Raw genomic sequence first — 23,871 nt, 5'->3', positions numbered from 1 at the left:
GTCAGCGCCTCCCGGAGTCGGCGATGGCCGCCGCCATGATCCGGCCGGCGATCCGGGCCGCCTCGGCGCTGCCGCCGCTGCCGGCCTGCTCCAGCTCGACGCAGACCGCGGAGAGCGGCGTGCCGTCCTTGGCCAGCGCGAAGCCGATGAACCAGCCGTGGTCCGGCGTCTCCGGGCCGGACTGGGCGGTGCCGGTCTTGCCGCCGACCACGTAGCCGTCGATGGCGGCCCGCTGGCCGGTGCCCTCCTTCACCACGTTCTGCATCATCGACCGCAGGTCCGCCGACACCTGGCTGCTGACCGGGCGGCGCAGCTCGCGCGGCTTGGCGGCGTCGTAGACGGTGGTGCGGTCCGGGCCGAGCAGCTGCTTGACCAGGTACGGGCGCATCTGGCTGCCGTCGTTGGCCACCGCGGCGGCGATCAGCGCGCCCTGCAACGGCGTCATCCGCACGTTGTTCTGGCCGATCGAGGACTGGGCCAGCGCGGCCGGGTCGGTGCTGCCGTCGGGGTTCTGCATGTCGCCGGTGCGGCTGGCCGCGACCGGGAGGCCGCCGTCGCCGTCCTGCCCGACCGCGAGGTCCTCCTGCTCGAAGCCGAACTGCCGGGCCTTCTCCTTGACCTTGTCCGCGCCGAGCCGGACGCCGAGCTGGGCGAAGCCGGTGTTGCAGGACTCGGTCACCGCCTCCCGCAGGGTCACCTGCGCCTCGGGGCAGATGGACTCGGCGGCGTTGCGGATCGGCACGCCCGCGCCCGGCGCGGTGTAGCTGCGTCCCGCGGGGATCTGGGTCTGCTGGCCGATGCCGTTCTCCAACGCCGCGGCGGCCATGACGATCTTGAAGGTGGAGCCGGGCGGCAGCACCTCGGACAGCGCCCGGTTGGCCAGTGGCCGGTCCTTGTCCTTCTCCAGCGCGTTGTAGGCCCGGTCGGCCTCCGTGCTGTCGTGGCTGGCCAGCGGGTTCGGGTCGAAGCTGGGCATGGAGACCAGCGCCTGCACCGCCCCGGTACGCGGGTCGATCGCGATCGCCGCGCCCTTGGTGGCACCCACCTGGTTGTCGTTGAGCTGCTTGTACGCCGTCTCCTGGGCCCGCTTGGAGAGGGTCAGCAGCACGTTGCCGCCACCGGTCTCGTCACCGGTGAACATGTCCTTGATCCGGTTGGCGATGAGCGCGTCGCTGGTGCCGGCGAGGAAGTCGTTCTCCACCCGCTCGATGCCGCTGGCGCCGCCGTTGACCGGCTTCCAGCCGAGCACGTGCGCGTACGTCTTCCCACCCGGATAGGTGCGCTGGAACTTCAGCTCACCGCCGGTCTCCTTGCTGACCGCGTACGCGGTGCCGCCGACCTCGATGTTGCCGCGCTTACGGTCGTACTCGGCGACCTGGACCCGACCGTTGTAGTCGCTGGTGCGGTATTCGTCGGCCTTGTAGGCCTGGATCCAGTTCAGGTTCGCGAAGAGCAGCCCGAACAGGACCATCACGACCACACCGACGCGGCGCAGGGGTGCGTTCACGGCCGGATCACCTCCGTCGGGGCGCCGTGCAGCTGCTCCGGCGGCCCGCCGGCGGGGCGCGCCGCCGGGCCACCCCCGCCGGTGACCGGCCGGCGGGCGCCGTCGGACACCCGCAGCAGCACCGCGATCAGCAGCCAGTTCGCCATCAGCGAGGAGCCACCGGCGGACAGGAACGGGGTGGTCTGGCCGGTCAGCGGGATGAGCTTGCTGATCCCGCCGACGATCACGAAGACCTGGAGACCCAGGGTGAACGCCAGGCCGCCGGCGAGCAGCTTGCCGAACGAGTCCCGCACCGCCAGCGCGGCGCGCAGGCCCCGCTCGACGATCAGCAGGTAGACCACCAGCAGCGCGGAGAGGCCGAACAGGCCGATCTCCTCACCGATGCCGGCGAAGATGAAGTCGGTCTGCACCTCGGGCAGCAGCGTCGGCTGGCCTCCACCCGGACCGGCGCCGAACAGGCCACCGGTGCCGAGCGTGAGCAGGCCCTGGACCAGCTGGTAGCCCCGGTCGTACGGCTCGGCGAACGGGTCGAGCCAGATCTGCGCCCGGTCGTAGAAGTTGGCGAACGGCCCGCCCACCGTGCTGCCCAGCACGTATGCCAGGTAGGCGCCGCCGAAGAACAGGATCAGACCGATGAGCAGCCAACTGACCCGCTCGGTGGCGATGTAGAGCGTCACCACGAACATGCCGAAGTAGAGCAGCGACGTGCCCAGGTCCTTCTCGAAGACCAGCACCAGGATGCTGACCAGCCAGACCACCAGGACCGGGCCGAGGTCGCGCCCACGCGGGAAGTCGATGCCGAGCACCCGCCGGCTGGCCAGCGAGAGCACCTCGCGCTTGCGCACCAGGTAGTAGGCGAAGAACGTGAGCAGGGCCAGCTTGGCGAACTCACCCGGCTGGATCTGGAACCCGCCGACCCGGATCCACAGCTTCGCGCCGTTGATCTCGGAGAACCGCCCCGGCAGCACTGCCGGGATCATCACCAGCACGATGCCGGCCAGGCCCAGGGTGTATGCGTAGCGCGAGAGCGAGCGGTGGTCGCGCAGGATCGCCAGCAGAGCGGCGGCGAGCACCACCGCGGCGAGCGTCCAGGCGAGCTGGCGGCCGCCGGTGCCGGCGAAGATGGCCAGGTCCGCCCGCTCCGCCGGGGCGGCCTGCGCCAGGTCGTACCGGCGCAGGAAGCCGACGCCGATGCCGTTGAGCAGCGCCACCGCCGGCAGCAGGGCCGGATCGGCGTACGGCGCCAGCCAGCGGATCACCAGGTGCAGCCCCAGGAAGACCAGTCCCAGCGCGGCGGCCGGGATCCAGAAGTCCGGGGTGACCGTGTCCAGCGCCTTCGCCTCGATCATCGCCGCGTACGCCGCCACCAGCACCATGGCGAGCAGGAGCAGGGACAGCTCGGCGTTACGCCGGGACCGGGCCAGGCGTACGCCGGACTGCTCGCCCGTCGAGGCGGGCGAGGCTGCCGGTACGGCGGCTGCGGTCACGGATGCGTCCTCAGGATCGAGCCGACACTCACTCCGGCGACCGGCAGCCGGCGGGGTCGGCCGGCGCGACGGTGTCGGAGGGTACGGCGTCGGGCGTGGTGGTCGACGTCGGCGTGGGCGTCGGCGTGCCGGCCGCCGGGGTCGGCGGGACGGCGCTGCCGGTGATGACCGGGGTCAGCGCTCCGGCCGTCGTCACCGGGGTCGGGCTGACCGAACCGGCCGTCGGAGCGGGCGGGCAGAGCGGCTTGAGGTTCGGGTTGGCCGGGTCGTCGCTGGTCAGCTCGGCCAGCCGGCGCTCGGCGTCCGGTTCGCTCTTGGCCTGGATGCCCTGCTTCACCCGCTCCTGCGCGGCCAACGTCAGGTCGTCGAGCCGCGCCGGGCTGCGCTCGTGCACGTTCGACAGGTCGAGCCCGGCGACCTGCCCGGGCACGCCGCGGAAGACCGCGAGCTGACCGTCGTCGGTGGCGCCGACGTAGAACTGCCGCTGGGTGTAGCTCCAGCCGCCGAAGACGCCGCCGGCGACGATGACCGCCAGCGCGAGCGCCATCGCGGCGGTGCGCAGCGGGTGCCGCCGGCGTCGCTCGGGCTCGTCGTCGCGAGTGTCGACCGGCTCCTCCGGAGCGGGCGGCCGGGGCGCGGACAACGCCGACGCGCGGGCCGCCGGGGTGGAGTCGTCGGCGGAGGTCGCCATGCCCCGGTCCCGGGCGGCGGCGCCGCCGACGATCGGGGACGCCTCGACGATGTCGCGGTCGGTGGCGTCGGCGATGATCACCGTGATGTTGTCCGGACCGCCGCCGCGCAGCGCGAGCTGCACCAGGCGTTCCACGCACTGCTGCGGGTCGGTGTACTCCCGCAGGGTGTCACCGATGGTGTCCGCGCTGACCACGCCGGAGAGCCCGTCGGAGCAGATCAGGTAGCGGTCGCCGGGCAGCACCTGGCGGACGCTGTACTCCGGGTCGATGTCGCGGCCGTCCAGCGCGCGGGTGAGCAGCGAGCGCTGGGGGTGGCTGCTCGCCTCCTCGGCGCTGATCCGGCCCTCGTCGACGAGCATCTGGACGTAGGTGTCGTCCTTGGTGATCTGCGCGAACTCACCGTTGCGCAGAAGGTAGGCCCGCGAGTCACCGATGTGGACCATGCCGAGCTTGCTGCCGGAGAAGAGGGTCGCGGTGAGCGTCGTGCCCATCCCCTCCAGCTGCGGGTTGGCGTCCACGGTGTCGCGGAGCTGCTGGTTGGCGGTGCCCACGGCGGAGCGGAGCGCGTCGACCAGGGCGTCACCGGGGACGTCCTCGTCGAGCGGCGCCATGGCACCGATGACGATGTTGCTGGCGACGTCACCGGCGGCCATGCCGCCCATGCCGTCGGCAACGGCGAGCAGCCGCGGTCCGGCGTAGACGGAATCCTGGTTGCCGTCTCGGATCAGACCGCGGTCGCTGTGGGCCGCGTAGCGCAGGGTCAGAGTCATGGCCGTAATTCGAGGGAAGTGCGGCCGATCCGGATCGGCACGCCGAGGGGGACGGGGGTTGGTCCGGTGACCTTAGCGCGATCCAGGTAGGTGCCGTTAGTCGATCCGAGGTCCTCGACGTACCACTGCCCGTCACGCGGCACGAGCCGGGCGTGTCGCGCCGAGGCGTAGTCGTCGGTGATCACCAGGGTGGAGTCCTCCGCCCGTCCGATGGTGATCTGGGCCTCGCCCAGGGTGATCCGGGTGCCGGCCAGCTGACCGGCGGTGACCACCAGCTGGTGGGCGGCCCGACCCCGCTTGGCCTTCGCCGGCTTTCCCGCCGGCGGCGCTGCGGTGGAGGCGCCGACCCCGCGCGGCGCGGCCACCAGTCGACCCGACCGGGCCCCCGCGAAGAGGTCCCGACGGATCACGCCGACCACCGTGAACACGAAGATCCACAGCAGGATGAGGAACCCGAACCGGGCGACGGTGATGACGAGCTCCGGCAACGGGGATCAGCCGTCCACGCGGAAGGTCAGCGTCGTCGTGCCGAGCTGGATCATGTCGCCCGGGTTGAGGGCGACCGCCGAGACGCGCTGGCCGTTGACCATCGTGCCGTTCGTGGAGCCCAGGTCCGTCAGCACGACCTGGCCTCCGTCGAAGTCGAGCCGGGCGTGGCGCCGGGAGATGCCGACGTCGGGCAGGCGCAGGTTGGCCTGGTCGCCCCGGCCGATCACGGTCGAGCCCATCTGCAACGGGTAGGTGCGGCCGTCGCCGGAGACCAGGCGGACGTTGCGGCCGCCGCCGTGGCCGGGCGGGGGACCGTAGCCGCCGCCCTGGTCGTACGCCGGGTAGGCCGGGCCGGCGTCGTAGCCGCCCGGGGCCGAGACCGGGGCGACGTCGCCGCCGGTGTAGACCTCGGCGGTGACCCGGAACATGCCGGTGTCCAGCCCCTCACCACGTTCGACCTCGACGATCACGTCGCCGTAGACCGTCCAGGCCTGCTCGCCGATGAACTCCGCCTGCGACTGGGCCAGCTCCTGGGCCAGCGCGGCGGCGTACGGCGCCAGCCGACTGTGGTCGTAGGGCGAGAGATCGATCACGTAGCGGTTGGGCACCAACGTGCGCCCACCGGCCAGGATCGCCTTGTGCGCCTCGGCCTCCCGCTGCATGGCGTTGAGGATCTCCACGGGGTGGACCACCCCTTTGAAGACCTTGGCGAAGGCCCCCTCGACCAGGCCTTCCAGACGCTTCTCGAAGCGTTGCAGCACGCTCACCGGCTCCTCCTCGGGTCCCGAGGCAATGATGGTATCCGGACACCGCCTCCGCAGCTCACACGCCGCTCGGCCGGCTGCCGTCGGCCCGTTCGTGACCAGGCCCGCGAGCGTGCTACAGTTTCGCCCGCCACGAGCGGTGATCGTTCGTGGCGTGACCAGTGGACAGCGTAATATGTCCCGGCACCCGCCGCAGATGGCGGGCGCGGGGTGCGATATGGTGTTGCGGGTCGTGCCACGGGGATGTGGCGGAATGGCAGACGCGCACGGTTCAGGTCCGTGTGTCCGAAAGGACGTGGGGGTTCAACTCCCCCCATCCCCACCAGAACGAGGGCTCCGCAGGATGCGGGGCCCTCGCGCCGTATCGGGGCGTACCGGACGTCACGCTATGCTCCGATGGTTTCCCTGCCTCCTATGGACCAGGAGTGGCGTGTGAGTGTCGCGTTGGTGACCGGTTCGGGCGGTCTGATCGGCTCCGAGGCGGCCCGGCACTTCGCCGGGCTGGGTCTCGACGTGGTCGGCATCGACAACGACATGCGGCGGTACTTCTTCGGTGAGGACGGCTCGACCGCCTGGAGCCTCGACCGCCTCGCCGCCGACCTCGGCACCGCGTACACCCACCACGCGGTGGACATCCGCGACCGGGACGGCCTGGAGCAGGTCTTCAAGCGGTACGGCCGGGACATCGCCGTGGTGATCCACAGCGCGGCGCAGCCGAGCCACGACTGGGCCGCGAAGGAGCCGTACACCGACTTCGACGTGAACGCCGGCGGCACGCTCAACGTGCTGGAGAACACCCGGCGGCACGCGATCGACGCGCCGTTCATCCACTGTTCCACCAACAAGGTCTACGGCGACCGGCCGAACTCGCTCCCGCTGGTCGAGCTGGAGACCCGCTACGAGCTGCCCGAGGACCACCACTGGTACGACGGCATCACCGAGGACATGTCGATCGACGAGTCGCTGCACTCGATCTTCGGCGCCTCGAAGGTGGCGGCGGACGTGATGGTCCAGGAGTACGGCCGGTACTTCGACATGAAGACCGCCTGTTTCCGGGGCGGGACGCTGACCGGGCCGGCGCACTCCGCGGCCGAGCTGCACGGCTTCCTGGCGTACCTGATGCGGTGCGTGATGGAGGGCCGGACCTACAACCTCTTCGGCTACAAGGGAAAGATGGTCCGGGACGCGATCCACTCCCGGGACGTGCTGACCGCGTTCGAGGCGTTCTTCCGCGAGCCGCGCTCCGCCCAGGTCTACAACCTCGGCGGCGGCCGGCACTCGAACACCTCGCACATCGAGGCGTTCCGGATCGCCCAGGAGATCACCGGCCGCGAGGCGCAGATCAACTACGTCGAGCAGGCCCGCACCGGCGACCACCAGTGGTACGTCAGCAGCATGGCCCGCTTCGAGGAGCACTACCCGGCCTGGAAGATCACCTACGACGTGCCGATGATCCTCCGGGAGATCTACGAGGCGAACGTCGACAAGTGGGTGCCGAAGCCATGACCGGCGACACCAAGCGCAACGTGCTCGGCGTCGGGGTCGACGCGACCGACTACGCCCGGGCCACCGAGGCGGTGGTCGCGGCCGCGCACGAGCGCCGCCCGATGGCGCTGACCGCGCTGGCCGTGCACGGCGTGATGACCGGGGTGCTCGACCCGGCGCACAACGCCCGGCTCAACTCGTTCGACGTGGTGACCCCCGATGGGCAGCCGGTGCGCTGGGCGCTCAACCTGCTGCACGGCGCCGGCCTCACCGACCGCGTCTACGGGCCGGAGCTGACGCTGCGCGTGCTGTCCCGGTTCGCCGACGAAGGGTTGCCCGTCTACCTCTACGGCTCCACCGAGGAGACGCTGGCCCGCCTGGTCCCGGCACTGGAGCGCCGGTTCCCGGCGCTGAAGATCGCCGGCGTGGAGCCGTCCAAGTTCCGCGCGGTCACGGCGGGCGAGGACGCCGAGATCGCCGACCGGATCCGGGCCAGCGGCGCCCGCCTCGTCCTGGTCGGGCTGGGCTGCCCCCGGCAGGAGGTCTTCGCGTACGCGATGCGGCCGCTGCTGGACATGCCGCTGATGGCGGTCGGCGCGGCGTTCGACTACCACGCCGGCCTGCTGCGCAATCCGCCCCCGTGGATGCAGCGCGCCGGGCTGGAGTGGTTCTGGCGGCTCGGCCTGGAGCCGAAGCGGCTGTGGCGCCGCTACGTCATCCTCAACCCGGCCTACCTGGCCCGGTTGGCGGCGCAGAAGACCGGCCTGTGGAAGGCCACCCCGCCGGCGCCGGCCACCGGCCGCCCCGCCACCTTCGACGTCTGACCCGACGACGTCCGGCGGCCACCCGTGAGGGGGACCGCCGGACGCCGGTGGGAGAGGTTGGCTGCGGTGGTGACGGTCGCCCGGGTGAGGCTCCGGGAGACCGGTCGACACGATGCTAGGTCGCCGGCACGACCACTGTGAACATTCCGGAACCGCCATAACGCCGGCGCGATGACCCCTACGGGAACGCGTACCGGGGGAACCGGGGGGCCGTCCCCGATTCGGCGGGCGTCGAACTGGGCAAGGCTGGGTCCATGGATGACCGTCTCGCCGTGCTGCTTCCCGTCGCCGCCGTCTGGCTGGCCGCCGGCCTGGTCGCCGAGGGCCTGCCCGGGCTGGACCGGGCCCGGGCGCTGCGTCGGCGTACCGGATGGTTGTCCGCCCTGGTGCTGACCGGCCTCGTGCTCACCGCGGCGGTCCTGGCCGCGGGCCTGCAGAGCGCCGGCGACACGGCGGTCGACCGGGCCGCCGCCGGTCTCGCCGTCGCTGCCGTCCCGGCGGCGGTCGTCGCGGCCTGCACGGTACGCCGGGTCCGGCGGGTGCGGGCCGGCGCGGGTGCCTTCGCGGCGGCGCCCGGGATCCCGGCCCCGCACGGTCTGCGGGCCGCCGCCGCGCACCCGCTGATCCCGCTGCCGTTGCAGGCGACCGCGCTCGCGGTGCTCGTCGCCGTGCTCCCGGCCGCCGGGGTCGACCTCTTCGCCGCACCGGGCCTGGCCGGCCCGGCGATCACGGTCGCCGTGCTCGCGGTGTCCGCGATCGGGGTACGGCACGCGTTGCGGCACAACCGGCTCGCCGAGCGGGCGTTGCCGCCCGCGCGGGCGACGGCGGTGTCAGCGCGTCCGGCCGGCGCCCTGCACGTATAGCAGTTCCAGGATCGCCCGGGTCGCCTCGAACCAGCGGTCCAGCCAGCCGGGCGGGGGGACGCTGCCCTTCGGGGGCAGCTCCATCAGCAGGCCGCGCAGGAGCGGGTGGTCCACCAGGGACTCCTGCTGCTCCATCGGCCAACCGCTGGGCGGGAAGGACGGCTCGGTGAGCGGGTTGGGGTCGAGCGACGGCAGGGAGAGTGGCCCGGCGGACTGCTCCGGCGCGGTGGCCATCTCCTCGCCCTCGGTGGAGACCACCTCGGTGAGGACGGTGTCCCGGCGCGCCCCGCGGTATTTGCCACCGAACCGCTCCGGCTTTCCCGGGCCGCTGGTGAGGTTCTCTGAACCGATCGTCGTCATCCGTCTCGCCTGCCTCGTTCGGTTGCCGATCCGTGCGGTTCAACGAGGCGGAACGGAACTGGCGACGGGTGGCCGGCACCGGCCGGCGCGCGAACGAAACGGTCCCGCCCGGCGACGCTGCCGGGCGGGACCACGCTTTCGGTGACGATCAGCTCCGGCCGAACGCACCGCCCCTGGCGCGGGCGACGAAGGCGTGCCAGTCGCCCGGGGCGAAGACCAGGGCCGGGCCGGCCTTGTCCTTCGAGTCCCGCACTCCGACCGCCCCGGTCACGTACGCGACCTCGACACAGTTGTCGCAGTTCGGCCCGCTCTTCGAGCTCTTGAACCACGTCGCCTGCGTCAGGTCCACGGGGAACTCCTTGGTCGCCATTTCCACAGTGGCTCCTCTGCCAGTTTCGCGATGTGTGCGATGGATTCCTCCGGGCGTATGGCCGCTGCTCGAATGTGATCGAAGATGAAGCTGTACTTCTGCAGTTCGTCGCTCTTCTCCAGGAAGAGCCCACCCGTGGCGTTCTCCGCGTACACGACATCGGGATCACTCGGTTCGGGGAAGCTGAGGATGGTGAAGGTGCCGTCCATGCCGGCGTGCGCGCCCACCTCGAAGGGCAGGACCTGCACCGTCACGTTCGGCAGCTGGGCCACCTCCACCAGCCGCTTGAGCTGGCCACGCATCACCGCGTCGCCGCCCACCGGCCGGCTCAGCACCGCCTCATCGAGCACCACCCACAGATCGACCGGATCGTCCTGGGTCAACAACGACTGACGGCCCAGTCGGACACGCACCCGTTGTTCGACCTGTTCGGCGGTGAAGTCCGGCCGGGCGGCGCGGATCATCGCCCCGGCGTACTCCTCGGTCTCCAGCAGCCCCGGCACGACCTGCTGCTCGTACGCGCGGATCGAGCTGGCCGCGGCCTCCAGGCCGACGTACGCCCCGACGAGCACGGTGCTGTAGGGATGCCACCAGCCCTTCTGCCGGGCCTCGCGGGCGATCTGCACCAGCTCGTCGCTCTCCGCGCCGACCACCCCGTAGATCCGGAGCATGTCCCGTACGTCGCGGGGCGTCGCGGTGGTGTGGCCGGTCTCGATCCGGGAGATCTTGGACGCCGAACACTCCAGTTGCTCGGCGACCACCTCGATGGTGATGCCGGCGGCCTCCCGCTGCCGGCGGAGTTCCGCACCCAGCCGGCGCCGGCGGATGGTCGGGCTGCGCCGTTCACTCATGACGCCGCCCACCGGCTCGCGGGACCAGGACTCACAGACACCCGGCTACCTCCGGTCGGTCGCGCCCCGGTTCGGCACCCGCCGTGGGCGCGACCCGGGGGCGGCGGGCGAGCGTTCGCGGCAGGGGTGGTGCCGGTCGTCGACCGGCCGCGACGGGCGAAACCGGCGTCCAGTGTGCCGTTTGGGTACCTGAGGGTTCAAGCGCCCCGTTCACGTGTCCCCCTCACCTATCGGCAAAAGTCGACGTGCAACTTGCATCCGGCAGGTCGCTGATGCACTCTGTCGGTATGGCACGGGTTACTCACCGTCTTCGCATGATCTCCGGGCGTGGTGACACCACGGTCCGTGGGACGGCCGGAGGGGAGCCGTCCCGCGCCGCGAGACCTGCCCCGGGGTGAAGACCCCGCCGCTGCACGCCGGCTCGGCTGCGGCGGCGGGAGCGGTAACCGGGAGCAGCCGGGTGATGGTCGGGTGGCGGTCCGCCACCGCGGGTACGGCCCGACCAGCACCGACCCACCGACCGCCGGTCCACCGAGGTAGACCCCCCGTCACCGGACCGCACCGACCCCGTTCCGTCTCGCCGGCCCGAAACCGCCGGCCGAACCTTCCCAGGAGCCCATGTGCTTCCCCGCTCCGGTGACGTACTGCACGTGACTCGCGCGGCGAGTGTCCAGTTCTTCCGACCGATCATGTTCCGGGTGATCCGGGTGCTCGACTGGCCGACCTACGACGGTTGGCTCTGGCTCGACGGCTACGAGTTGAACGCGGCGGGGGACGCGGTCAACCGACGGTCGATCTTCGTACTTCAGGAGGGGTTGCGGCAGGTCCAGGCCGCACCGGCCCCTCGTCAGCACACCGTACGGACGGCCCGACGTCCGGTGGTCCGGACTCCGGTCCGGGTGGGCTGACCTCACGATTCCCGGTCGGGAGGGCGTGCCGCCGCCATAGAATCGGTACGCCCACCCCGGCACCGTTCCACCCCGCGCGCCACGGACCCTGAACCTGGGATGGTCATGGTCAATCTGCCCGCCGCGCGGCGGCACCACCGGTCCCGTGTCGGCTATGCCTTCGGGCTCTTCCTCTTCCTCGGCCTCGCCACCGTGCTCGCGCTCGCGGTCCGCCATCCGGCCTTCTCCGCCACCCAGCAACTCGCCGAACCCGTGCCCGCCCCGGAGATCACCGTGGCCGGCGAGGGCGCGCGGTCGGTCGGCGAGCCGGTGGAGGCCGAGCCGTACGGGGACGAGCCGGACGAGGACGAGCGGGACGGGGCCGGGTCGGCGACGGCGGACGACACCGACGATGATCAGGCGGGCTCCGGGGCCGGGGAGGGCGCGCTCGCGGACCGCCCCACCGACTCGACCGACCTCAGCCGGTCACTGTTCTATTCCGGCCTGCTCGGGCTCGCCATCTCGCTCGCCGGGCTCGGCCTGGTGGGCACCCGACGCCGGCAGTGGTGACCGTCAGGGTGTGGTGGTGGTCGCCGGCGCGGAACTCGGCGTGGTCGCGCGGGTGGTGGGCGGGGCCGCCGCGGCCACCACGAGCGTGACCCGGTCGCCGTCGCCGACGGAGTAACCGGCCTCCGGGTCGGTGGCGATCACCGTGCCGGCCGGTCGGTCCGACGGCCGACGCTGCACCCGGTAGTCGACACCCAACCGGTCCAGCGCCGCCCGGGCGGCGGACTCGGGCAGCCCGACCAGCGGCGGCATCGGCACCTCGGCGGGCGGAGTCGTGGTCGGGGGCGTGCTCGGCGGGGAACTGCTCGGCGACGCGCTGGTCGGCGCGGCGCTGGTCCGCGCCGAGGTGCTGGGCACCGCCGACGGCGTCGGGCCCGGACCGTCGTTCCGCTCGGCGGCACGCAGCGCCAGCCACACGCCGGCCGCGATCAGACCGAGCAGGACCAGCGCCAGGATGCCCAGCAGGATCGGCATCCACCAGCGGCGTCCGGCCTGCTCGTCGCCGTACCACTCGGCGCCCGGCTCGGGGTAGCCGGCCGGTCGTGGCGGTGGCACGCCGGCGCGCCCGGACCAGGCCGCGCCGCCGACCGGTTCCTGGCGGGTGGTGGCGTCCAGCGGCCGGCGACCCCCGCCGGGCAGCGGCCGGGTGGCGTCCCCGTCCGCCCCGCCGGGCACCGCCCGCGTCGCGTCGGGATCGTCGCCGGCCGCGCCCGGGTTCCGGGGCATCGCGCGGGTGGCGTCGGCGTCCTCGCCGCCCGCTCCCCGCGGCATGGCGCGGGTGGCGTCGGCGTCGCCCCCGTGCGGGGGCAGCGCCCGGGTGGCGTCCGCGTCACCGGCGGGTGGATCCTGACGGTCGTCGCTCATGGCACACGTCCTTTCCCCACCGGGACGGGGGCACACGGCCCTCGATCGTCCACGGTAGCGGTCCGCGGCCATGCCGGCCCGCATCAGCGCGCCGTGCTGCCCGAGCCCGTCGTCAGGGAGTGGGCGACGGACTCGCGGTCGGCGCGTCCCCGCAGGTGAGCGCGATCTGGTCGTTCCACCGGGCGGCGCTGCCGGCGGCCGGTTCCTGCCCGGTGACCGGCCCCTGCCGGCCGCTGCGGTAGCGCGGATACAGCCCCGCCTCCACCAGGTCGTCCGCCGCGTCGGCGCAGGACAGGGCGCCGACCTCCGGCACGGTGACGGCCGGGGCCGGCCCGGCGACCCAGACGGTGACCGTGACGCCGCGCTTGACCGGCTCGCCGGGGCCCGGCGAGGTCCGCTCGACGGTACGACCGGAGCCGGCGCCGAACACCAGCCGCCAGCCGAGCCGGCGGTCGCGCAACTCCTGCCGGGCCCGCGCGAAGTCGGCGCCGACCAGATCCGGCACGGTGAGGCCGGACGGGGTACGCCGCGGACCGCTGGGGCGGTCGTCGGCGGGCCGGGGGGACGGTGCGCTCGGCGTCTCCGGTGGGGCGGACGTCGGCACGGCACCGGTCGGCGTGGACCCGGAGGAGGCGGCGGGCGGGTCCGGCTCACCGGCGAGCACCCAGCCGCCGCTGGCCCCGATCACCGCCAGCAGGACCACCGCCAGAGCGCCGCCGAGAAAGAGCCGGGTACGCCCCGGGCCGGTCCCGTCGTCGCGTACCGGCTGTCGATCGTCCGTCATCGCGTCCCCCGCCTCGTTCGTCGGCGACCGTAGCCGGTGTCGCCAAACCGTCCGCGACCGGTCGCCGGATCCCACGACTCGCCGGGGCGACCTCGGGACGCTACGCTGCCCCGCATGGCCAGACGGGGCTGGGGAGGATCGACCGCCGCCGCACTCGGCGTCGCCGCCGGTGCGGGCGCCGCGCAGCTCGGCTTCGGCTACGGGCTGGGCATCATCAACTGGGCGCCGACCGGCTCGGTGCGCGTCGAGGCGGCCTGGGTGGCGAGTCTCGCCTGGGCCACCTGGATCGCGGCGACCTCGGTCATCGCCGGCGCGGTCTGCGCCCAACGACTGCGGGGTGGCGGCGACGAACCGGTGGGCACCCTGCCCCGACTCGGTCTCGCGCTCGCCGCCGGCGCCGGCGCGCTGGTCACGGTGCTGCTGGTGGCGGTGCCGGCCCGGGCGGCCCGGGTGCCCGACACGTCCTCGCCGCAGACCGTCGCGGCGACGTACGCGGCCGTCGGTCTGGTGCTCGGGGTGCTGCTGGCGACCTGGGCGCTGCACACCCGCGCCGCCGCCACCAACCTGATCGCCACCACCGGTTGGCTCTGGCTGCTCGCCGTGGTGTCGGTGGTCGACGGCGTGCTGTCCGGCCGTGGCCTCAGCACCGCCCAGCTCGGCATCTGGCAGATCAGCGCGGACCGGGCCGAATTCTGGATCCGGGACTACTTCTACTGGCCCGGGGCCCTGCTCTCCCTGGGCTCCGCCCTGGTGATCGGTCTGCTGGCCGCCCGCCGCGCGGTCCGCGACCCGCAGGCTCGGGTCGGCGCGACGGCGTCCGGCGCGGCCGGCCCGCTGCTGGTCGCGCTGGCCTACCTGCTGGCCGTGCCGCGACTCGCCGGGATCGCCGCCGAGCAGCTGTCCGCCCACCTGATCGCCCCGTACGCGGTCATCGCCGGCCTGGCCGGCTCGGTCCTGGTGGCCGCGCTCGCCCAGCGGGCCGACCGCCGAGCCAACGATCGCCCGCCGGTGTCGGTGCCCCGCCAGCGCGCCGGGGAGCCGGATCCGGCGTCGACCCTCGCCGGGTATCCGCAGGCGGGGCGGACCGACGTCACCGGGTCGGAGTCCACGTCATCCGGTGGCGATGCCGAGTCGACCACCGGGTCCGACGTCGTCGGCGCCGAGCGGGCACCGGGCACGGAGGACAAGCCGGCGCGGAGGTTCTTCGGCCGCCGGGCGGGCCGGGCCACGCCGGACGCCGACGCCGCAACCGCGCCGGCACGGACGAGCGAGCCGGCATCCACCACTCCGGAGAAGGCGGCCGGTCGCCTCGACGAGCCGACCGGGGGAACGGGCCCGGACTCCGGTGCCGACCCGGACCCGACTCCGGGCACCGGCGCGGAGTCCACCCGGGTGGATCGGCCGCCCCCGGCGGCGGGCCGCACGAGTCGGTCGTCCGGCACGCGCGCCGGCTCGGGGGGCCGCTCCGCGCGGGCCGCCGCCGACCGTGCCGGCCGCGCCATACCGCCCCAGCGGCAGCCCGACGCCGCGCTACCGGCCACCGACGCCCCCGACGGCGGGAACGGCTCGGACGCGACCCCGCCCGCGCGCACCGACGAGCCGAAGACCCGCCGCAAGCCCTGACCACCCCGGTCCCGCCGCAACCTCCCCGACGTGGCGGGAACAGAGGCGGTCCGATGCCACCACCTCCCCGAAGTGGCGGCATCGACCGGGCGGGCTGGGTCAGTCGACCGGCCAGGTGTGGACCGGCTCGTTGCCGCGTTGCAACTCGGCGTAACGCTGGACCATGTGGTGCAGCGCGGCCTTCCGGTCCATGCCCTGGTGCCGCTCCGCCGCCCACACCGTCTCGGTCTGCCAGACCGCGCCGTTACGGCCGGTCCGGCAGCGACCCTCGATCACGCCGAGGAGGCGGTCCCGCTCGGCCGGGGCGACGCCGAACCGGTCCAGCCCCTGCGCCGCCACGGGCAGCAGCGTGTCGAGGACGAGCCGGGTGACCGGCACGTCGCCGACCCGGGGCCAGTGCAGCACCGCGTCCATCCCGCGCCGCGCGGCCGCGTGGAAGTTCTCCTCGGCGGAGCTGAACGTGAGCTGACTCCAGATCGGACGATCCGACTCGGCCAGGCCACGGGCGAGGCCGAAGTAGAACGCCGCGTTGGCGAGCATGTCCACCACGGTCGGGCCGGCCGGCAGTACCCGGTTCTCCACCCGCAGGTGGGGGCGGCCGTTCATGATGTCGTAGACCGGGCGGTTCCAGCGGTAGACGGTCCCGTTGTGCAGCCGCAGCTCGCCGAGCTGGGGCACGCCGCCGGCGTGCAGCACCTCGACCGGGTCCTCCTCCTCGCAGATCGGCAGCAGCGGCGGGAAGTAGCGGACGTTCTCCTCGAAGAGGTCGAAGATCGAGGTGATCCAGCGCTCCCCGAACCAGACCCGGGGGCGTACGCCCTGGGCCTTCAGCTCGTCCGGGCGGGTGTCGGTGGCCTGCTCGAAGAGGGCGATGCGGGTCTCCGCCCAGAGCTGCCGGCCGTAGAGGAAGGGCGAGTTGGCCCCCACCGCGACCTGCACGCCCGCGATCGCCTGGGACGCGTTCCAGTAGTCGGCGAAGCTGTCCGGCGCGACCTGGAGGTGGAACTGGAGGCTGGTGCAGGCGGCCTCCGGCGCGATCGAGTCGGTGTGCGTACGCAGCCGCTCGACACCGTTGATGTCCAGCTCGATGTCCTCACCGCGCGCGCCGACGATCTGGTCGTTGAGCACCCGGTAGCGCTCGTCCGTGGAGAGGTTGTCGGCGACCAGGTGGCGCTCGGTGAGGGTGGGCAGGATGCCGACCATCACGATGGTCGCGTCGGACTTGGCGGCCCGCTCGTCGGCGCGGCTGAGGCTGCTGCGCAGATCCTGCTCGTAGTCGGCGAAGCCGCCGCCCTCGATCAGCCGGGGTGAGGCGTTCAGTTCGAGGTTGAACTGTCCCAGCTCGGTCTGGAACAGCGGGTCGGCGATGTCGGCCAGGATCTGGTCGTTGCGCATGGCCGGCTCGGCGGCGGCGTCGACCAGGTTCAGCTCGATCTCCAGCCCGGTCATCGGGCGGTCCGCGTCGAAGCCGAAGTCGTCCAGCATCAGCGCGAACACGTCCAGACACCGCCGGACCTTCTGCCGGTAGCGGACCCGATCCTCCCGGGAGAAGGCGCCCTGCTCGACGTCCCTACCCATGTGTCCTCCCGGCGCCGGTGCGACGGAACCGTACCGTTCCGCAACGCATTGTGAACCATCCACGTGGTGTGCGTAAGTGCGTCCGGTCCGGTGGTGTCCGTCGCTCGGTCGCAGGTCTGCACCTGTACCCAGCGGAGACGTCGCGCAGCACCCGGGACCGAAGAACAACACGTGACAATTCGCACGACCCCGCGTACGCGAACGGGCCCGCACCGTGGAGACGGCGCGGGCCCGTGGGCCTGGTGGGCTCAGCCCTGGCGGACGGCCTCGCCCTCGATCTCGATCTTGACCTTGCGGCCGACCAGGACGCCGCCGGTCTCCAGCGCGACGTTCCAGGTCAGACCGAAGTCCTCCCGGTCGATCTCGGTGGACGCGGAGAAGCCGAAGATGTCCTGCCCGAACGGGCTGCGTCCGACGCCCTCGAACTCCACCTCCAGCTCGACCGGGCGGGTCACGCCCTTGATGGTCAGGTCACCGGAGAGCACGAACTCGTTGCCCGAGCGCGACGTCACGCCGGTGCTGCGGAACTCCAGCGTGGGAAACTGCTCGGCGTCGAGGAACTCCGGGCTGCGCAGGTGCGCGTCCCGGTCGGCCTGCGCGGTGTTGATGCTGGCGGCCTGGATGGTGGCGGTGACCGCGGACTCCAGCGGGTCGTCGGTGACCGTGATGGTGGCGGTGGCGTCGGCGAACTCACCGCGTACCTTGCTGACCATCATGTGCCGTGCGACGAAACCCACCCGCTTGTGCGCGGCGTCCAGGAGGTACGTGCCGGGGGCGGGGATGGTGAGGCCCTCCCAGTCGCGGGTAGTCGCCTCGGTGCTGCTGGTCATGATGCTCTCCTCCGGAGAAGATTGTTGAGTAGCCCAACGGCTGACTGAGCAACTATAGCTACGGCAATATTCCCTGTGTCAAGTGTTGCTAGGATGGTGGCGTGGACCAGAACGTGTTCGACGACCCCCGGATCACCGCCGTCGGCCTGCTCGTCGAGGCGCACGCCGGGCTGTCCGCCCGGTTCGCCGCCCAGTTCGAGGAGCACGGCCTGTCACCCGTCGAGTTCGAGGTGCTCACCCGCCTCGCCCGGTCGCCGCACAACCAGCTGCGGATGACCGACCTCGCGGCGCAGACCTCGCTCTCGACCAGCGGCGTGACCCGGGTGGTCGACCGGATGGAACGCGACGGCCTGATCTGCCGACGGGCCTGCCCGTCCGACCGGCGCAGTTCCTTCGCGGTGGTGACCGCCGCCGGCCTGAGCCGACTGGACGAGATCCTGCCCGGTCACCTGAAGATCATCGAGCAGTGGTTCACCGGCCAGCTCGACCCGGCCCAGCTGGACGGGCTCCTGGACGGCCTGCGCCGGGTTCGCGACGCGGTCCACCCGGGCGCCACCGCCGGCAGCACCGAGCCGGCCGGCACCCCCGCCTGCTGAGGCGTGCCTACCGGTCGGTCACCGGCAGAATGACCGGCAGAACCGTCCTGAGATCGGGACAAAGTCCAGCATAAGCCAGCGAAACGTCCAGCCCACACGGATAGGCTTCCGGCAGCGGGGGGCACCGGGGGGTGCTGGCGCGAGCGTGGAGCGAGGGGCAGCACCAGGGGGCTACTTCGCTCGCGCCACCCCCGCGCCCTCCGCTCAGCCCCGCCGCGCGCGATCCCGCTGCGCCACCAGGGAGTAGAGCAGTTCCTCCTCCCGGGGCAGCAGGCTGACCCCGGTGGCCTGCCGGGCGCGGTCCAGCCGGTCCAGCACGGCCACCTCACCGGTGCTGGCGGCCAACCCGACCAGCGCCTCGACCAGGTCCCGCCGGTCCGCACCGCCGGACGCCGCATCGGCCGCGGCGGCGAACCACTCCGCCGCCAGCTCACGATCCCCCCGGTGCAGCGCCACCTGACCCTCGATCAGTCCGCGGAGCGCATCCTCGGTGCGGACGTCCCGACCCGTGCCGGGCGGGTCCCAGCGCTCGGCGGCCGACGGCCGACGGGGCGCCGGCACCGGCCCGGCCGGCCACAGCTCCGACACCACGGCCGACGCGTCGTCGACGCGCCCCTGGAGCGCGAGCGCCAGCCCGACCGTGCCGACCACCCGACGACGCCGCCCGGGATCGCCCAGCTCCACCAGCGCCGCGGCGGCCCGCCGCCCCTGCTCGACCGCCTCCGCGTAGCGGCCCTCCCACCGGGTCAGCTCGGCCAGATCGGCCCGGGCCAGCAGGCGCAGGCGCTGGTCGCCGCACTGCGCGGCCAGCCGGTCCACGGTGGCCAGCCGCCGCCGGGCCCCGGCCAGCTGCCCCACCCGTACGTCGTGCCAGGTCAGGTGGTGCTGGGCAACGGCCATCTCGCGTGCCCGGCCGTGCCGGGTGGCCAACGACAGCGCGGCCTCGGCCTGCTCACGCGCCTCGTCGTGGGCGCCGAGACCGCGCAGCAGCGCGCAGAGCACCGACCGGGCGGACAGCTCCCCGGTCACGTCGCCGACCTCGGTGAAGGTGACCAGCGCCGCCCGCGCCGCCGGCAACTCCTCCGCCCCCGCGCCGTGCTCGACGGCCAGCCGGGCCGCACCGAGCAGCGCCCAGGCGCGCAGCACCGGCGGCACCCCGGCGGTACGCGGATCGTCCAGCAGCCGACGCAGCCACCGGCGGCCGGACACGTCCCGCCCCCGCAGCCGCCACCAGCGGGGCAGCGCGGCGGCCAACAGCAGCGCCGTCGCCGGGGCCCGCTCGCCCGCGTACGCCAGCGCGGCGGTGATGTCGCTCGTCGCCTCGTCGAGCAGGTGGACGCTGCCGGGCAGCTCCGCGCCGACCAGGCCGGGCGCGGTACGCCGGACCAGCCCGGCGACCACCGTCGCGTGCCGGAGCCGGATGTCGTCCGTCTCGCCCTCGGCGTCGGCCTGCTCGGCCGCGAAGTCACGCACCGCGTCCAGCAGCCGGAACCGGAACGGGCCCGTCCCCCGGACGCTGAGCAGGCCCAGCTCCCGCAGCCGGTCCAGCAGCGGCACCGCGTCCCACCGGTCGGCGCCGGTGGCGAGCAGTTCCTCGGCCAGCTCCACCGACCAGCGGTTGCGGAAGGCGGACAGGCGGCGCAACGCCGCCCGCTCGGCCGGGGCGAGCAGGTGGTAGCTGGTCGCCACCGCCTCGCGCAACGTCGCCGTGCCGGCGGCCGGCTGCCCGCCGGGCCGCACGTCGGCCAGGTCCAGGACGCGGTCGCCGTAGCGGTCGAGCAGCTCGGTGACGTCGAGGATGCGGCCGCGGGCCGCCATCAGCTCGACGGCCAGCGGCAGTCCACCGAGCCGGCGGACCAGCGCGGCCAGCGCCGGCAGCTCGGCCGGGGTGGGCGGCGCGTGCCGGGCCTGGGTGAGCCGGGCGGCGAAGAGCGCCGCGGCGGGCCACCGGTCCAGGTCGGTCCGCTCCGTCGGCCGCGCGCCCGGCGGTGGCACGTCCAGCGGCGCCACCGGCCGGACCAGCTCGCCGGGGAGTCCGACCGGCCGGCGACCGGTCGCCAGCACCCGCAGCGTCGGCGCGGCGGCGGTCAGCGACCGCAGTGCCTCGGCCACCGGCCCGGGCGCCCGCTCGACGGCGTCGACCAGCAGCAGCGCCGGGCGGCCGGCGAGCCGGCAGGAGAGGTCGGCCAGCCGGCTCACGCCGAAGACCGCCGCCGAGGCGGCCAGCACGTCGGCCGTGTCCGAGCCCTCGCCGACCAGCACCCCGACCACACCGGCGGGATGGCGGGCCGCCACCGCGTGGGCGACGGTCAGCGCGAGGGCGCTCTTGCCGACGCCGGCCAGCCCGACCAGGCTCACCACCGGATGCGCGCCGATCAGGTCGGACACCTCGGCCACGTCCCGGTCCCGCCCGAGCAGCGCCACCGGTTTCGGCAACGCGGTCGGCGTACCCGGGTCGTCGGCGGCCGGGACGCGCGGCGCCGGATCGGCCGGTGCGGGCCGGGCGGTGGTGACGAACTCCCGGCGGTCGTCTCCGGTCAGCCCGAGCGCGTCGGCCAGCAGCTCGACGGTGGTGCGTTGGGGTCGGGTCGCCCGCCCCCGTTCCAGATCACGGACCGTGCGCACGCCCACGCCGGCCCGGCCCGCCAGCTCGGCCTGGGTCAGGCCGGCGGCGAGCCGGTGCCCGCGTACCAGATCGGACAGCGGGGTCCGACCACCGGGGCTCCGCGAACGATCATGATCGGGAGTCATGGGCACGAAGAGTACGGATCGGGTCCGACGCTCCACAGCCCATCGTCAACCACCCGACCGTCCATCGCCGATATCCGACAGACGGCCGAAACGGGGCGTCGCTCACATACCGAGGTCGCGGGCGATGATCATGCGCTGCACCTCGCTGGTGCCCTCGCCGATCTCCAGGATCTTGGAGTCCCGCCAGAAGCGGGCCACCGGGTACTCGTTCATGAAGCCGTAGCCGCCGTGGATCTGGGTCGCCTCCCGGGCGTTGTCCACCGCGACGGTGCTGGCGTGCAGCTTGGCGATCGCCGCCTGCCGCTTGAACGGCTCACCGGCGAGCATCCGGGCGGCGGCGTCGTAGTAGGCCAGCCGCGCGGTGTGCGCCTTCATCTCCATGTCCGCGATCTTGAACTGGATGGCCTGGTAGTTGCCGATCGGCTGGCCGAACGCCTGGCGCTCCTTCGCGTACTTCACCGACTCGTCGACGCAGCCCTGGGCCAGCCCGACCGCCAGCGCGGCGATGGCGATCCGGCCCTCGTCCAGGATGCGCAGGAACTGCGCGAAACCCCGACCGCGCTCACCGAGCAGGTTGGCCGCCGGCACCCGGCAGTCGTCGAAGGTCAGCTCGTGGGTGTCCGAGGCGTTCCAGCCGACCTTGGAGTAACCGGGCGCGACCGTGAAGCCGGGCGTGCCGGACGGCACGATGATGGTGGACAGCTCCTTGCTGCCGTCCGGCTTCGTGCCGGTGACCGCGGTGACCGTGACCAGCGCGGTGATGTCGGTGCCGGAGTTGGTGATGAACGCCTTCGAACCGTTGATCACCCACTCGTCGCCGTCCAGCACCGCCCGGGTCCGGGTGCCGCCCGCGTCCGAGCCGGTGCCCGGCTCGGTGAGCCCGAAGCCGGCCAGCGCCTCACCGCTGAGCAGCTTCGGCAGCCATCGCGCCTTCTGCTCCTCGGTGCCGAACCGGTAGATCGGCATGGCGCCGAGCGAGACCGCCGCCTCCAGCGTGATCGCCACGCTGGAGTCGACCCGGGCCAGCTCCTCCAGCACCAGGCAGAGCGCGAAGTAGTCGCCACCCATGCCGCCGTGCTCCTCGGCGAAGGGAAGACCGAACAGGCCCATCTTGCCCATCTGCCGGACGATCTCGTACGGGAAGGTGTGCTGCTCGTAGTGCTCGCCGATCACCGGGGCGACCACCTCGCGGGCGAAGTCCCGGACGCTCTCCCGCAGCGCCTGCTGCTCCTCGTCGAGCCGGAAGTCCATGTCGATCCTCCTGGAAGGCGGGCCGCCGGGCGCTCGTGACGCCGGGAGCGGCTGAAGCGTTAGGAGGGGCCCCTTTCCATGCACCAGGCGTTAAGAGGGGGCCCTTCCTTACGGTCAGACGGGGGTGACGCCGTGTCTGCGGTGGGAGAAGTCGCGGTTCTTGGTGCGCGCGGCGGCGAACCGGCGCACCAGCTCGGCGCGCAGCTCGTGCGGCTCGACGATCGCGTCCACCACCAGCTCGCTGGCGAGCCGGACCACGTCGATGTCGCGCTCGTACTCCTCGCGCCTGGCGGCGACGAACGCGGCCCGCTCGGCCTCGTCCTCGATCGCGGCGATCTTGTTGGCGTAGACCGCGTTCACCGCGGCCTCCGCGCCCATCACCGCGATCTTCGCGGTGGGCAGCGCGATCGTGGCGTCGGGCTCGAAGCCGGGGCCGGCCATCGCGTAGAGACCCGCGCCGTACGCCTTGCGGACCACCACGCAGATCTTGGGTACGGTCGCCTCCGAGATCGCGGTGATCATCTTCGCGCCGTGCCGGATGATGCCCTGCTTCTCCACCGCGCTGCCGACCATGAAGCCGGGCACGTCGCTGAGGAACAGCAGCGGCACGTTGAACGCGTCGCAGAGCTGCACGAACCGGGTCGCCTTGTCGGCCGAGTCGACGAAGAGCACGCCGCCCTTGAACATCGAGTTGTTGCCGACGACGCCGACGACCTCGCCGTTCAGCCGGCCGAACCCGACGGTCAGCTCCCTGGCCCACAGCGCCTGGATCTCGAAGAAGCTGCCCTCGTCGAGCAGACCCTTGACGTAGCGGCGCATGTCGAACGCCTGCCGCTCGCTGGCCGGGACCAGCGCGGCCAGGTCGGCCTTCGCCGGCGCGTCCACGACCTCGGCGGCCGGCGGCTGCTGCTTCCAGTTCGACGGCAGGTAGGACAGGTAGGTCCGCACCACGTCGAGCGCGTCGTTCTCGGTCTTGCAGAGGAAGTGCCCGACGCCGGACTCGGTGCAGTGCACCTTGGCGCCGCCCATCGCCTCCAGCGTGGTCTTCTCACCGGTGACCATCTCGACCATCCGGTCGGAGCCGAGGTACATGCTGGCGTTGCCGTCCACCATGGCCACCACGTCGCAGAACGCCGGAATGTACGCCCCGCCCGCCGCGCTCGGCCCGAACAGCGCGCAGACCTGCGGGATCGAACCCGAGGCGCGGACCTGGTTCCAGAAGATCTTGCCGGCGCCGCGCCGGCCCGGGAACAGGTCGACCTGGTCGGTGATCCGGGCGCCGGCCGAGTCGACCAGGTAGACCATCGGCACACCGGTCGAGTAGGCCCGCTCGATGATCCGGATGATCTTCTCGACGGTGCGCGCGCCCCAGCTGCCGGCCTTGACCGTGGAGTCGTTCGCCATCAGGCAGACCTGCCGGCCGTCGATGGTCGCGGTGCCGGTCACCACGCCGTCGGCGGGCAGCCCGTCGGCCATCGCGTTGGCGTAGAGCCCGTCCTCGACGAAGGAGCCCTCGTCGACCAGGTAGGCCACGCGCTCGCGGGCGAACAGCTTGCCCTTGGCGGCGTTGGCCGCATGGTATTTGTCCGCACCGCCGGCGCGGGCGCGCTTGCGCAGCTGCTCCAGAGCCTCACCGTCGAGCGTCACGCCGACTCCCTTGCACCCCACCGACCTGAAC

At 73.1% G+C, this 23,871-nt stretch carries 21 protein-coding genes, 1 tRNA gene and 1 pseudogene; 8 read left to right on the top strand and 15 right to left on the bottom strand.

What is annotated here, in order from left to right; all coding sequences use genetic code 11:
• Position 1: 1 nt before the first annotated feature.
• The 5 genes from O7600_RS18955 to O7600_RS18935 all read right to left on the bottom strand — a co-directional run bounded on the left by O7600_RS18955 (position 2) and on the right by O7600_RS18935 (position 5,739).
• A complete protein-coding gene (locus O7600_RS18955; protein WP_281589173.1) occupies positions 2-1,507 on the bottom strand; it encodes a penicillin-binding transpeptidase domain-containing protein in 1,506 nt (501 codons plus the stop codon).
• Positions 1,504-2,883, bottom strand: a complete 1,380-nt coding sequence (locus tag O7600_RS18950) for an FtsW/RodA/SpoVE family cell cycle protein (RefSeq protein WP_281594198.1) — start codon at positions 2,881-2,883, stop codon at positions 1,504-1,506. Before O7600_RS18950 ends, O7600_RS18955 begins: the two co-directional genes overlap by 4 nt.
• A gap of 139 nt (positions 2,884-3,022) precedes the next feature.
• Positions 3,023-4,456 (bottom strand): PP2C family serine/threonine-protein phosphatase, encoded by a 1,434-nt coding sequence (locus O7600_RS18945; RefSeq protein WP_281589171.1) that lies wholly within the window; start codon positions 4,454-4,456, stop codon positions 3,023-3,025.
• Positions 4,453-4,944, bottom strand: coding sequence for an FHA domain-containing protein (locus tag O7600_RS18940; protein ID WP_281589170.1), 492 nt, complete (start codon positions 4,942-4,944; stop codon positions 4,453-4,455). Before O7600_RS18940 ends, O7600_RS18945 begins: the two co-directional genes overlap by 4 nt.
• A 6-nt stretch (positions 4,945-4,950) precedes the next feature.
• The gene (locus O7600_RS18935) at positions 4,951-5,739 is read right to left on the bottom strand and encodes a DUF3662 and FHA domain-containing protein (RefSeq protein WP_026267912.1); all 789 of its coding nucleotides are present in this window, start codon (positions 5,737-5,739) and stop codon (positions 4,951-4,953) included.
• A 209-nt stretch (positions 5,740-5,948) separates the two neighbouring features.
• Between O7600_RS18935 and O7600_RS18930 the strand changes: the two genes are divergently transcribed.
• The 4 genes from O7600_RS18930 to O7600_RS18915 all read left to right on the top strand — a co-directional run bounded on the left by O7600_RS18930 (position 5,949) and on the right by O7600_RS18915 (position 8,881).
• Positions 5,949-6,034 (top strand) — tRNA-Leu (locus O7600_RS18930).
• A 71-nt stretch (positions 6,035-6,105) separates the two neighbouring features.
• Positions 6,106-7,215 carry an NAD-dependent epimerase/dehydratase family protein gene (locus tag O7600_RS18925; protein ID WP_172967882.1) on the top strand — a complete coding sequence of 370 codons (1,110 nt, stop codon included), beginning with the start codon at positions 6,106-6,108 and terminating at the stop codon, positions 7,213-7,215.
• The gene (locus O7600_RS18920) at positions 7,197-8,018 is read left to right on the top strand and encodes a WecB/TagA/CpsF family glycosyltransferase (protein ID WP_281589166.1); all 822 of its coding nucleotides are present in this window, start codon (positions 7,197-7,199) and stop codon (positions 8,016-8,018) included. Before O7600_RS18925 ends, O7600_RS18920 begins: the two co-directional genes overlap by 19 nt.
• A gap of 254 nt (positions 8,019-8,272) precedes the next feature.
• Entirely contained in the window at positions 8,273-8,881 is a 609-nt protein-coding gene (locus O7600_RS18915; protein ID WP_281589164.1) for a hypothetical protein, read from the top strand.
• Here O7600_RS18915 and O7600_RS18910 read toward each other — a convergent pair.
• From O7600_RS18910 to O7600_RS18900, 3 genes are all read right to left on the bottom strand, one after another.
• Entirely contained in the window at positions 8,849-9,241 is a 393-nt protein-coding gene (locus O7600_RS18910; RefSeq protein ID WP_281589162.1) for a hypothetical protein, read from the bottom strand. The two genes, O7600_RS18915 and O7600_RS18910, sit on opposite strands and share 33 nt — an antisense overlap.
• A gap of 148 nt (positions 9,242-9,389) precedes the next feature.
• Entirely contained in the window at positions 9,390-9,611 is a 222-nt protein-coding gene (locus tag O7600_RS18905) for a DUF397 domain-containing protein (protein ID WP_099163142.1), read from the bottom strand.
• Positions 9,581-10,462, bottom strand: coding sequence for a helix-turn-helix transcriptional regulator (locus tag O7600_RS18900; RefSeq protein WP_281589159.1), 882 nt, complete (start codon positions 10,460-10,462; stop codon positions 9,581-9,583). Before O7600_RS18900 ends, O7600_RS18905 begins: the two co-directional genes overlap by 31 nt.
• A 620-nt stretch (positions 10,463-11,082) precedes the next feature.
• Here O7600_RS18900 and O7600_RS18895 point away from each other — a divergent pair.
• On the top strand, positions 11,083-11,370 hold the full coding sequence (locus O7600_RS18895; RefSeq protein ID WP_091566115.1) for a hypothetical protein: 288 nt from the start codon (positions 11,083-11,085) through the stop codon (positions 11,368-11,370).
• A gap of 99 nt (positions 11,371-11,469) precedes the next feature.
• A complete protein-coding gene (locus O7600_RS18890) occupies positions 11,470-11,919 on the top strand; it encodes a hypothetical protein (protein ID WP_281589156.1) in 450 nt (149 codons plus the stop codon).
• A gap of 3 nt (positions 11,920-11,922) precedes the next feature.
• On the opposite strand, the gene O7600_RS18885 is transcribed toward O7600_RS18890, so the two are convergent.
• Positions 11,923-12,780 carry a PASTA domain-containing protein gene (locus tag O7600_RS18885; protein ID WP_281589154.1) on the bottom strand — a complete coding sequence of 286 codons (858 nt, stop codon included), beginning with the start codon at positions 12,778-12,780 and terminating at the stop codon, positions 11,923-11,925.
• 112 nt (positions 12,781-12,892) lie between these two features.
• Complete coding sequence (locus O7600_RS18880) at positions 12,893-13,564, bottom strand: PASTA domain-containing protein (RefSeq protein WP_281589152.1); 672 nt, start codon at positions 13,562-13,564, stop codon at positions 12,893-12,895.
• 114 nt (positions 13,565-13,678) lie between these two features.
• On the opposite strand from O7600_RS18880, the pseudogene O7600_RS18875 reads away from it, so the two are divergent.
• Positions 13,679-14,554: pseudogene (locus tag O7600_RS18875) on the top strand (hypothetical protein); the annotation flags it as partial.
• 732 nt (positions 14,555-15,286) lie between these two features.
• Here O7600_RS18875 and O7600_RS18870 read toward each other — a convergent pair.
• Both O7600_RS18870 and O7600_RS18865 read right to left on the bottom strand, forming a co-directional pair.
• A complete protein-coding gene (locus O7600_RS18870) occupies positions 15,287-16,765 on the bottom strand; it encodes a glutamate--cysteine ligase (protein WP_091566131.1) in 1,479 nt (492 codons plus the stop codon).
• Positions 16,766-17,013: 248 nt separating this feature from the next.
• Complete coding sequence (locus tag O7600_RS18865) at positions 17,014-17,595, bottom strand: YceI family protein (protein ID WP_281589149.1); 582 nt, start codon at positions 17,593-17,595, stop codon at positions 17,014-17,016.
• Between the two features lie 101 nt (positions 17,596-17,696).
• Between O7600_RS18865 and O7600_RS18860 the strand changes: the two genes are divergently transcribed.
• Positions 17,697-18,191: a MarR family transcriptional regulator gene (locus O7600_RS18860; protein WP_091566138.1), complete on the top strand. Its 495-nt coding sequence runs from the start codon at positions 17,697-17,699 to the stop codon at positions 18,189-18,191.
• Between the two features lie 204 nt (positions 18,192-18,395).
• On the opposite strand, the gene O7600_RS18855 is transcribed toward O7600_RS18860, so the two are convergent.
• The 3 genes from O7600_RS18855 to O7600_RS18845 all read right to left on the bottom strand — a co-directional run bounded on the left by O7600_RS18855 (position 18,396) and on the right by O7600_RS18845 (position 23,840).
• Positions 18,396-20,942, bottom strand: a complete 2,547-nt coding sequence (locus O7600_RS18855) for a helix-turn-helix domain-containing protein (RefSeq protein ID WP_281589144.1) — start codon at positions 20,940-20,942, stop codon at positions 18,396-18,398.
• Positions 20,943-21,044: 102 nt separating this feature from the next.
• The gene (locus O7600_RS18850) at positions 21,045-22,193 is read right to left on the bottom strand and encodes an acyl-CoA dehydrogenase family protein (protein WP_281589142.1); all 1,149 of its coding nucleotides are present in this window, start codon (positions 22,191-22,193) and stop codon (positions 21,045-21,047) included.
• 114 nt (positions 22,194-22,307) lie between these two features.
• Entirely contained in the window at positions 22,308-23,840 is a 1,533-nt protein-coding gene (locus O7600_RS18845) for an acyl-CoA carboxylase subunit beta (RefSeq protein WP_281589140.1), read from the bottom strand.
• Positions 23,841-23,871 lie beyond the last annotated feature (31 nt).

This window comes from Micromonospora sp. WMMA1998 (assembly GCF_027497375.1).
Lineage (GTDB): Bacteria > Actinomycetota > Actinomycetes > Mycobacteriales > Micromonosporaceae > Micromonospora > Micromonospora sediminicola.
This window is presented reverse-complemented; position numbering and strand designations above follow the sequence as displayed.

Excerpts from the sequence above, each read along its gene's own strand:
- O7600_RS18950 (WP_281594198.1), bottom strand. The coding sequence starts at position 2,883 with ATGGTGCTGGTGGCGGCGTACGCGGCGATGATCGAGGCGAAGGCGCTG.
- O7600_RS18945 (WP_281589171.1), bottom strand. The coding sequence starts at position 4,456 with ATGACTCTGACCCTGCGCTACGCGGCCCACAGCGACCGCGGTCTGATC.
- O7600_RS18925 (WP_172967882.1), top strand. The coding sequence starts at position 6,106 with ATGGTTTCCCTGCCTCCTATGGACCAGGAGTGGCGTGTGAGTGTCGCG.
- O7600_RS18915 (WP_281589164.1), top strand. The coding sequence starts at position 8,273 with ATGGATGACCGTCTCGCCGTGCTGCTTCCCGTCGCCGCCGTCTGGCTG.
- O7600_RS18910 (WP_281589162.1), bottom strand. The coding sequence starts at position 9,241 with ATGACGACGATCGGTTCAGAGAACCTCACCAGCGGCCCGGGAAAGCCG.
- O7600_RS18905 (WP_099163142.1), bottom strand. The coding sequence starts at position 9,611 with ATGGCGACCAAGGAGTTCCCCGTGGACCTGACGCAGGCGACGTGGTTC.
- O7600_RS18900 (WP_281589159.1), bottom strand. The coding sequence starts at position 10,462 with ATGAGTGAACGGCGCAGCCCGACCATCCGCCGGCGCCGGCTGGGTGCG.
- O7600_RS18890 (WP_281589156.1), top strand. The coding sequence starts at position 11,470 with ATGGTCATGGTCAATCTGCCCGCCGCGCGGCGGCACCACCGGTCCCGT.
- O7600_RS18885 (WP_281589154.1), bottom strand. The coding sequence starts at position 12,780 with ATGAGCGACGACCGTCAGGATCCACCCGCCGGTGACGCGGACGCCACC.
- O7600_RS18880 (WP_281589152.1), bottom strand. The coding sequence starts at position 13,564 with ATGACGGACGATCGACAGCCGGTACGCGACGACGGGACCGGCCCGGGG.
- O7600_RS18870 (WP_091566131.1), bottom strand. The coding sequence starts at position 16,765 with ATGGGTAGGGACGTCGAGCAGGGCGCCTTCTCCCGGGAGGATCGGGTC.
- O7600_RS18865 (WP_281589149.1), bottom strand. The coding sequence starts at position 17,595 with ATGACCAGCAGCACCGAGGCGACTACCCGCGACTGGGAGGGCCTCACC.
- O7600_RS18855 (WP_281589144.1), bottom strand. The coding sequence starts at position 20,942 with ATGACTCCCGATCATGATCGTTCGCGGAGCCCCGGTGGTCGGACCCCG.
- O7600_RS18850 (WP_281589142.1), bottom strand. The coding sequence starts at position 22,193 with ATGGACTTCCGGCTCGACGAGGAGCAGCAGGCGCTGCGGGAGAGCGTC.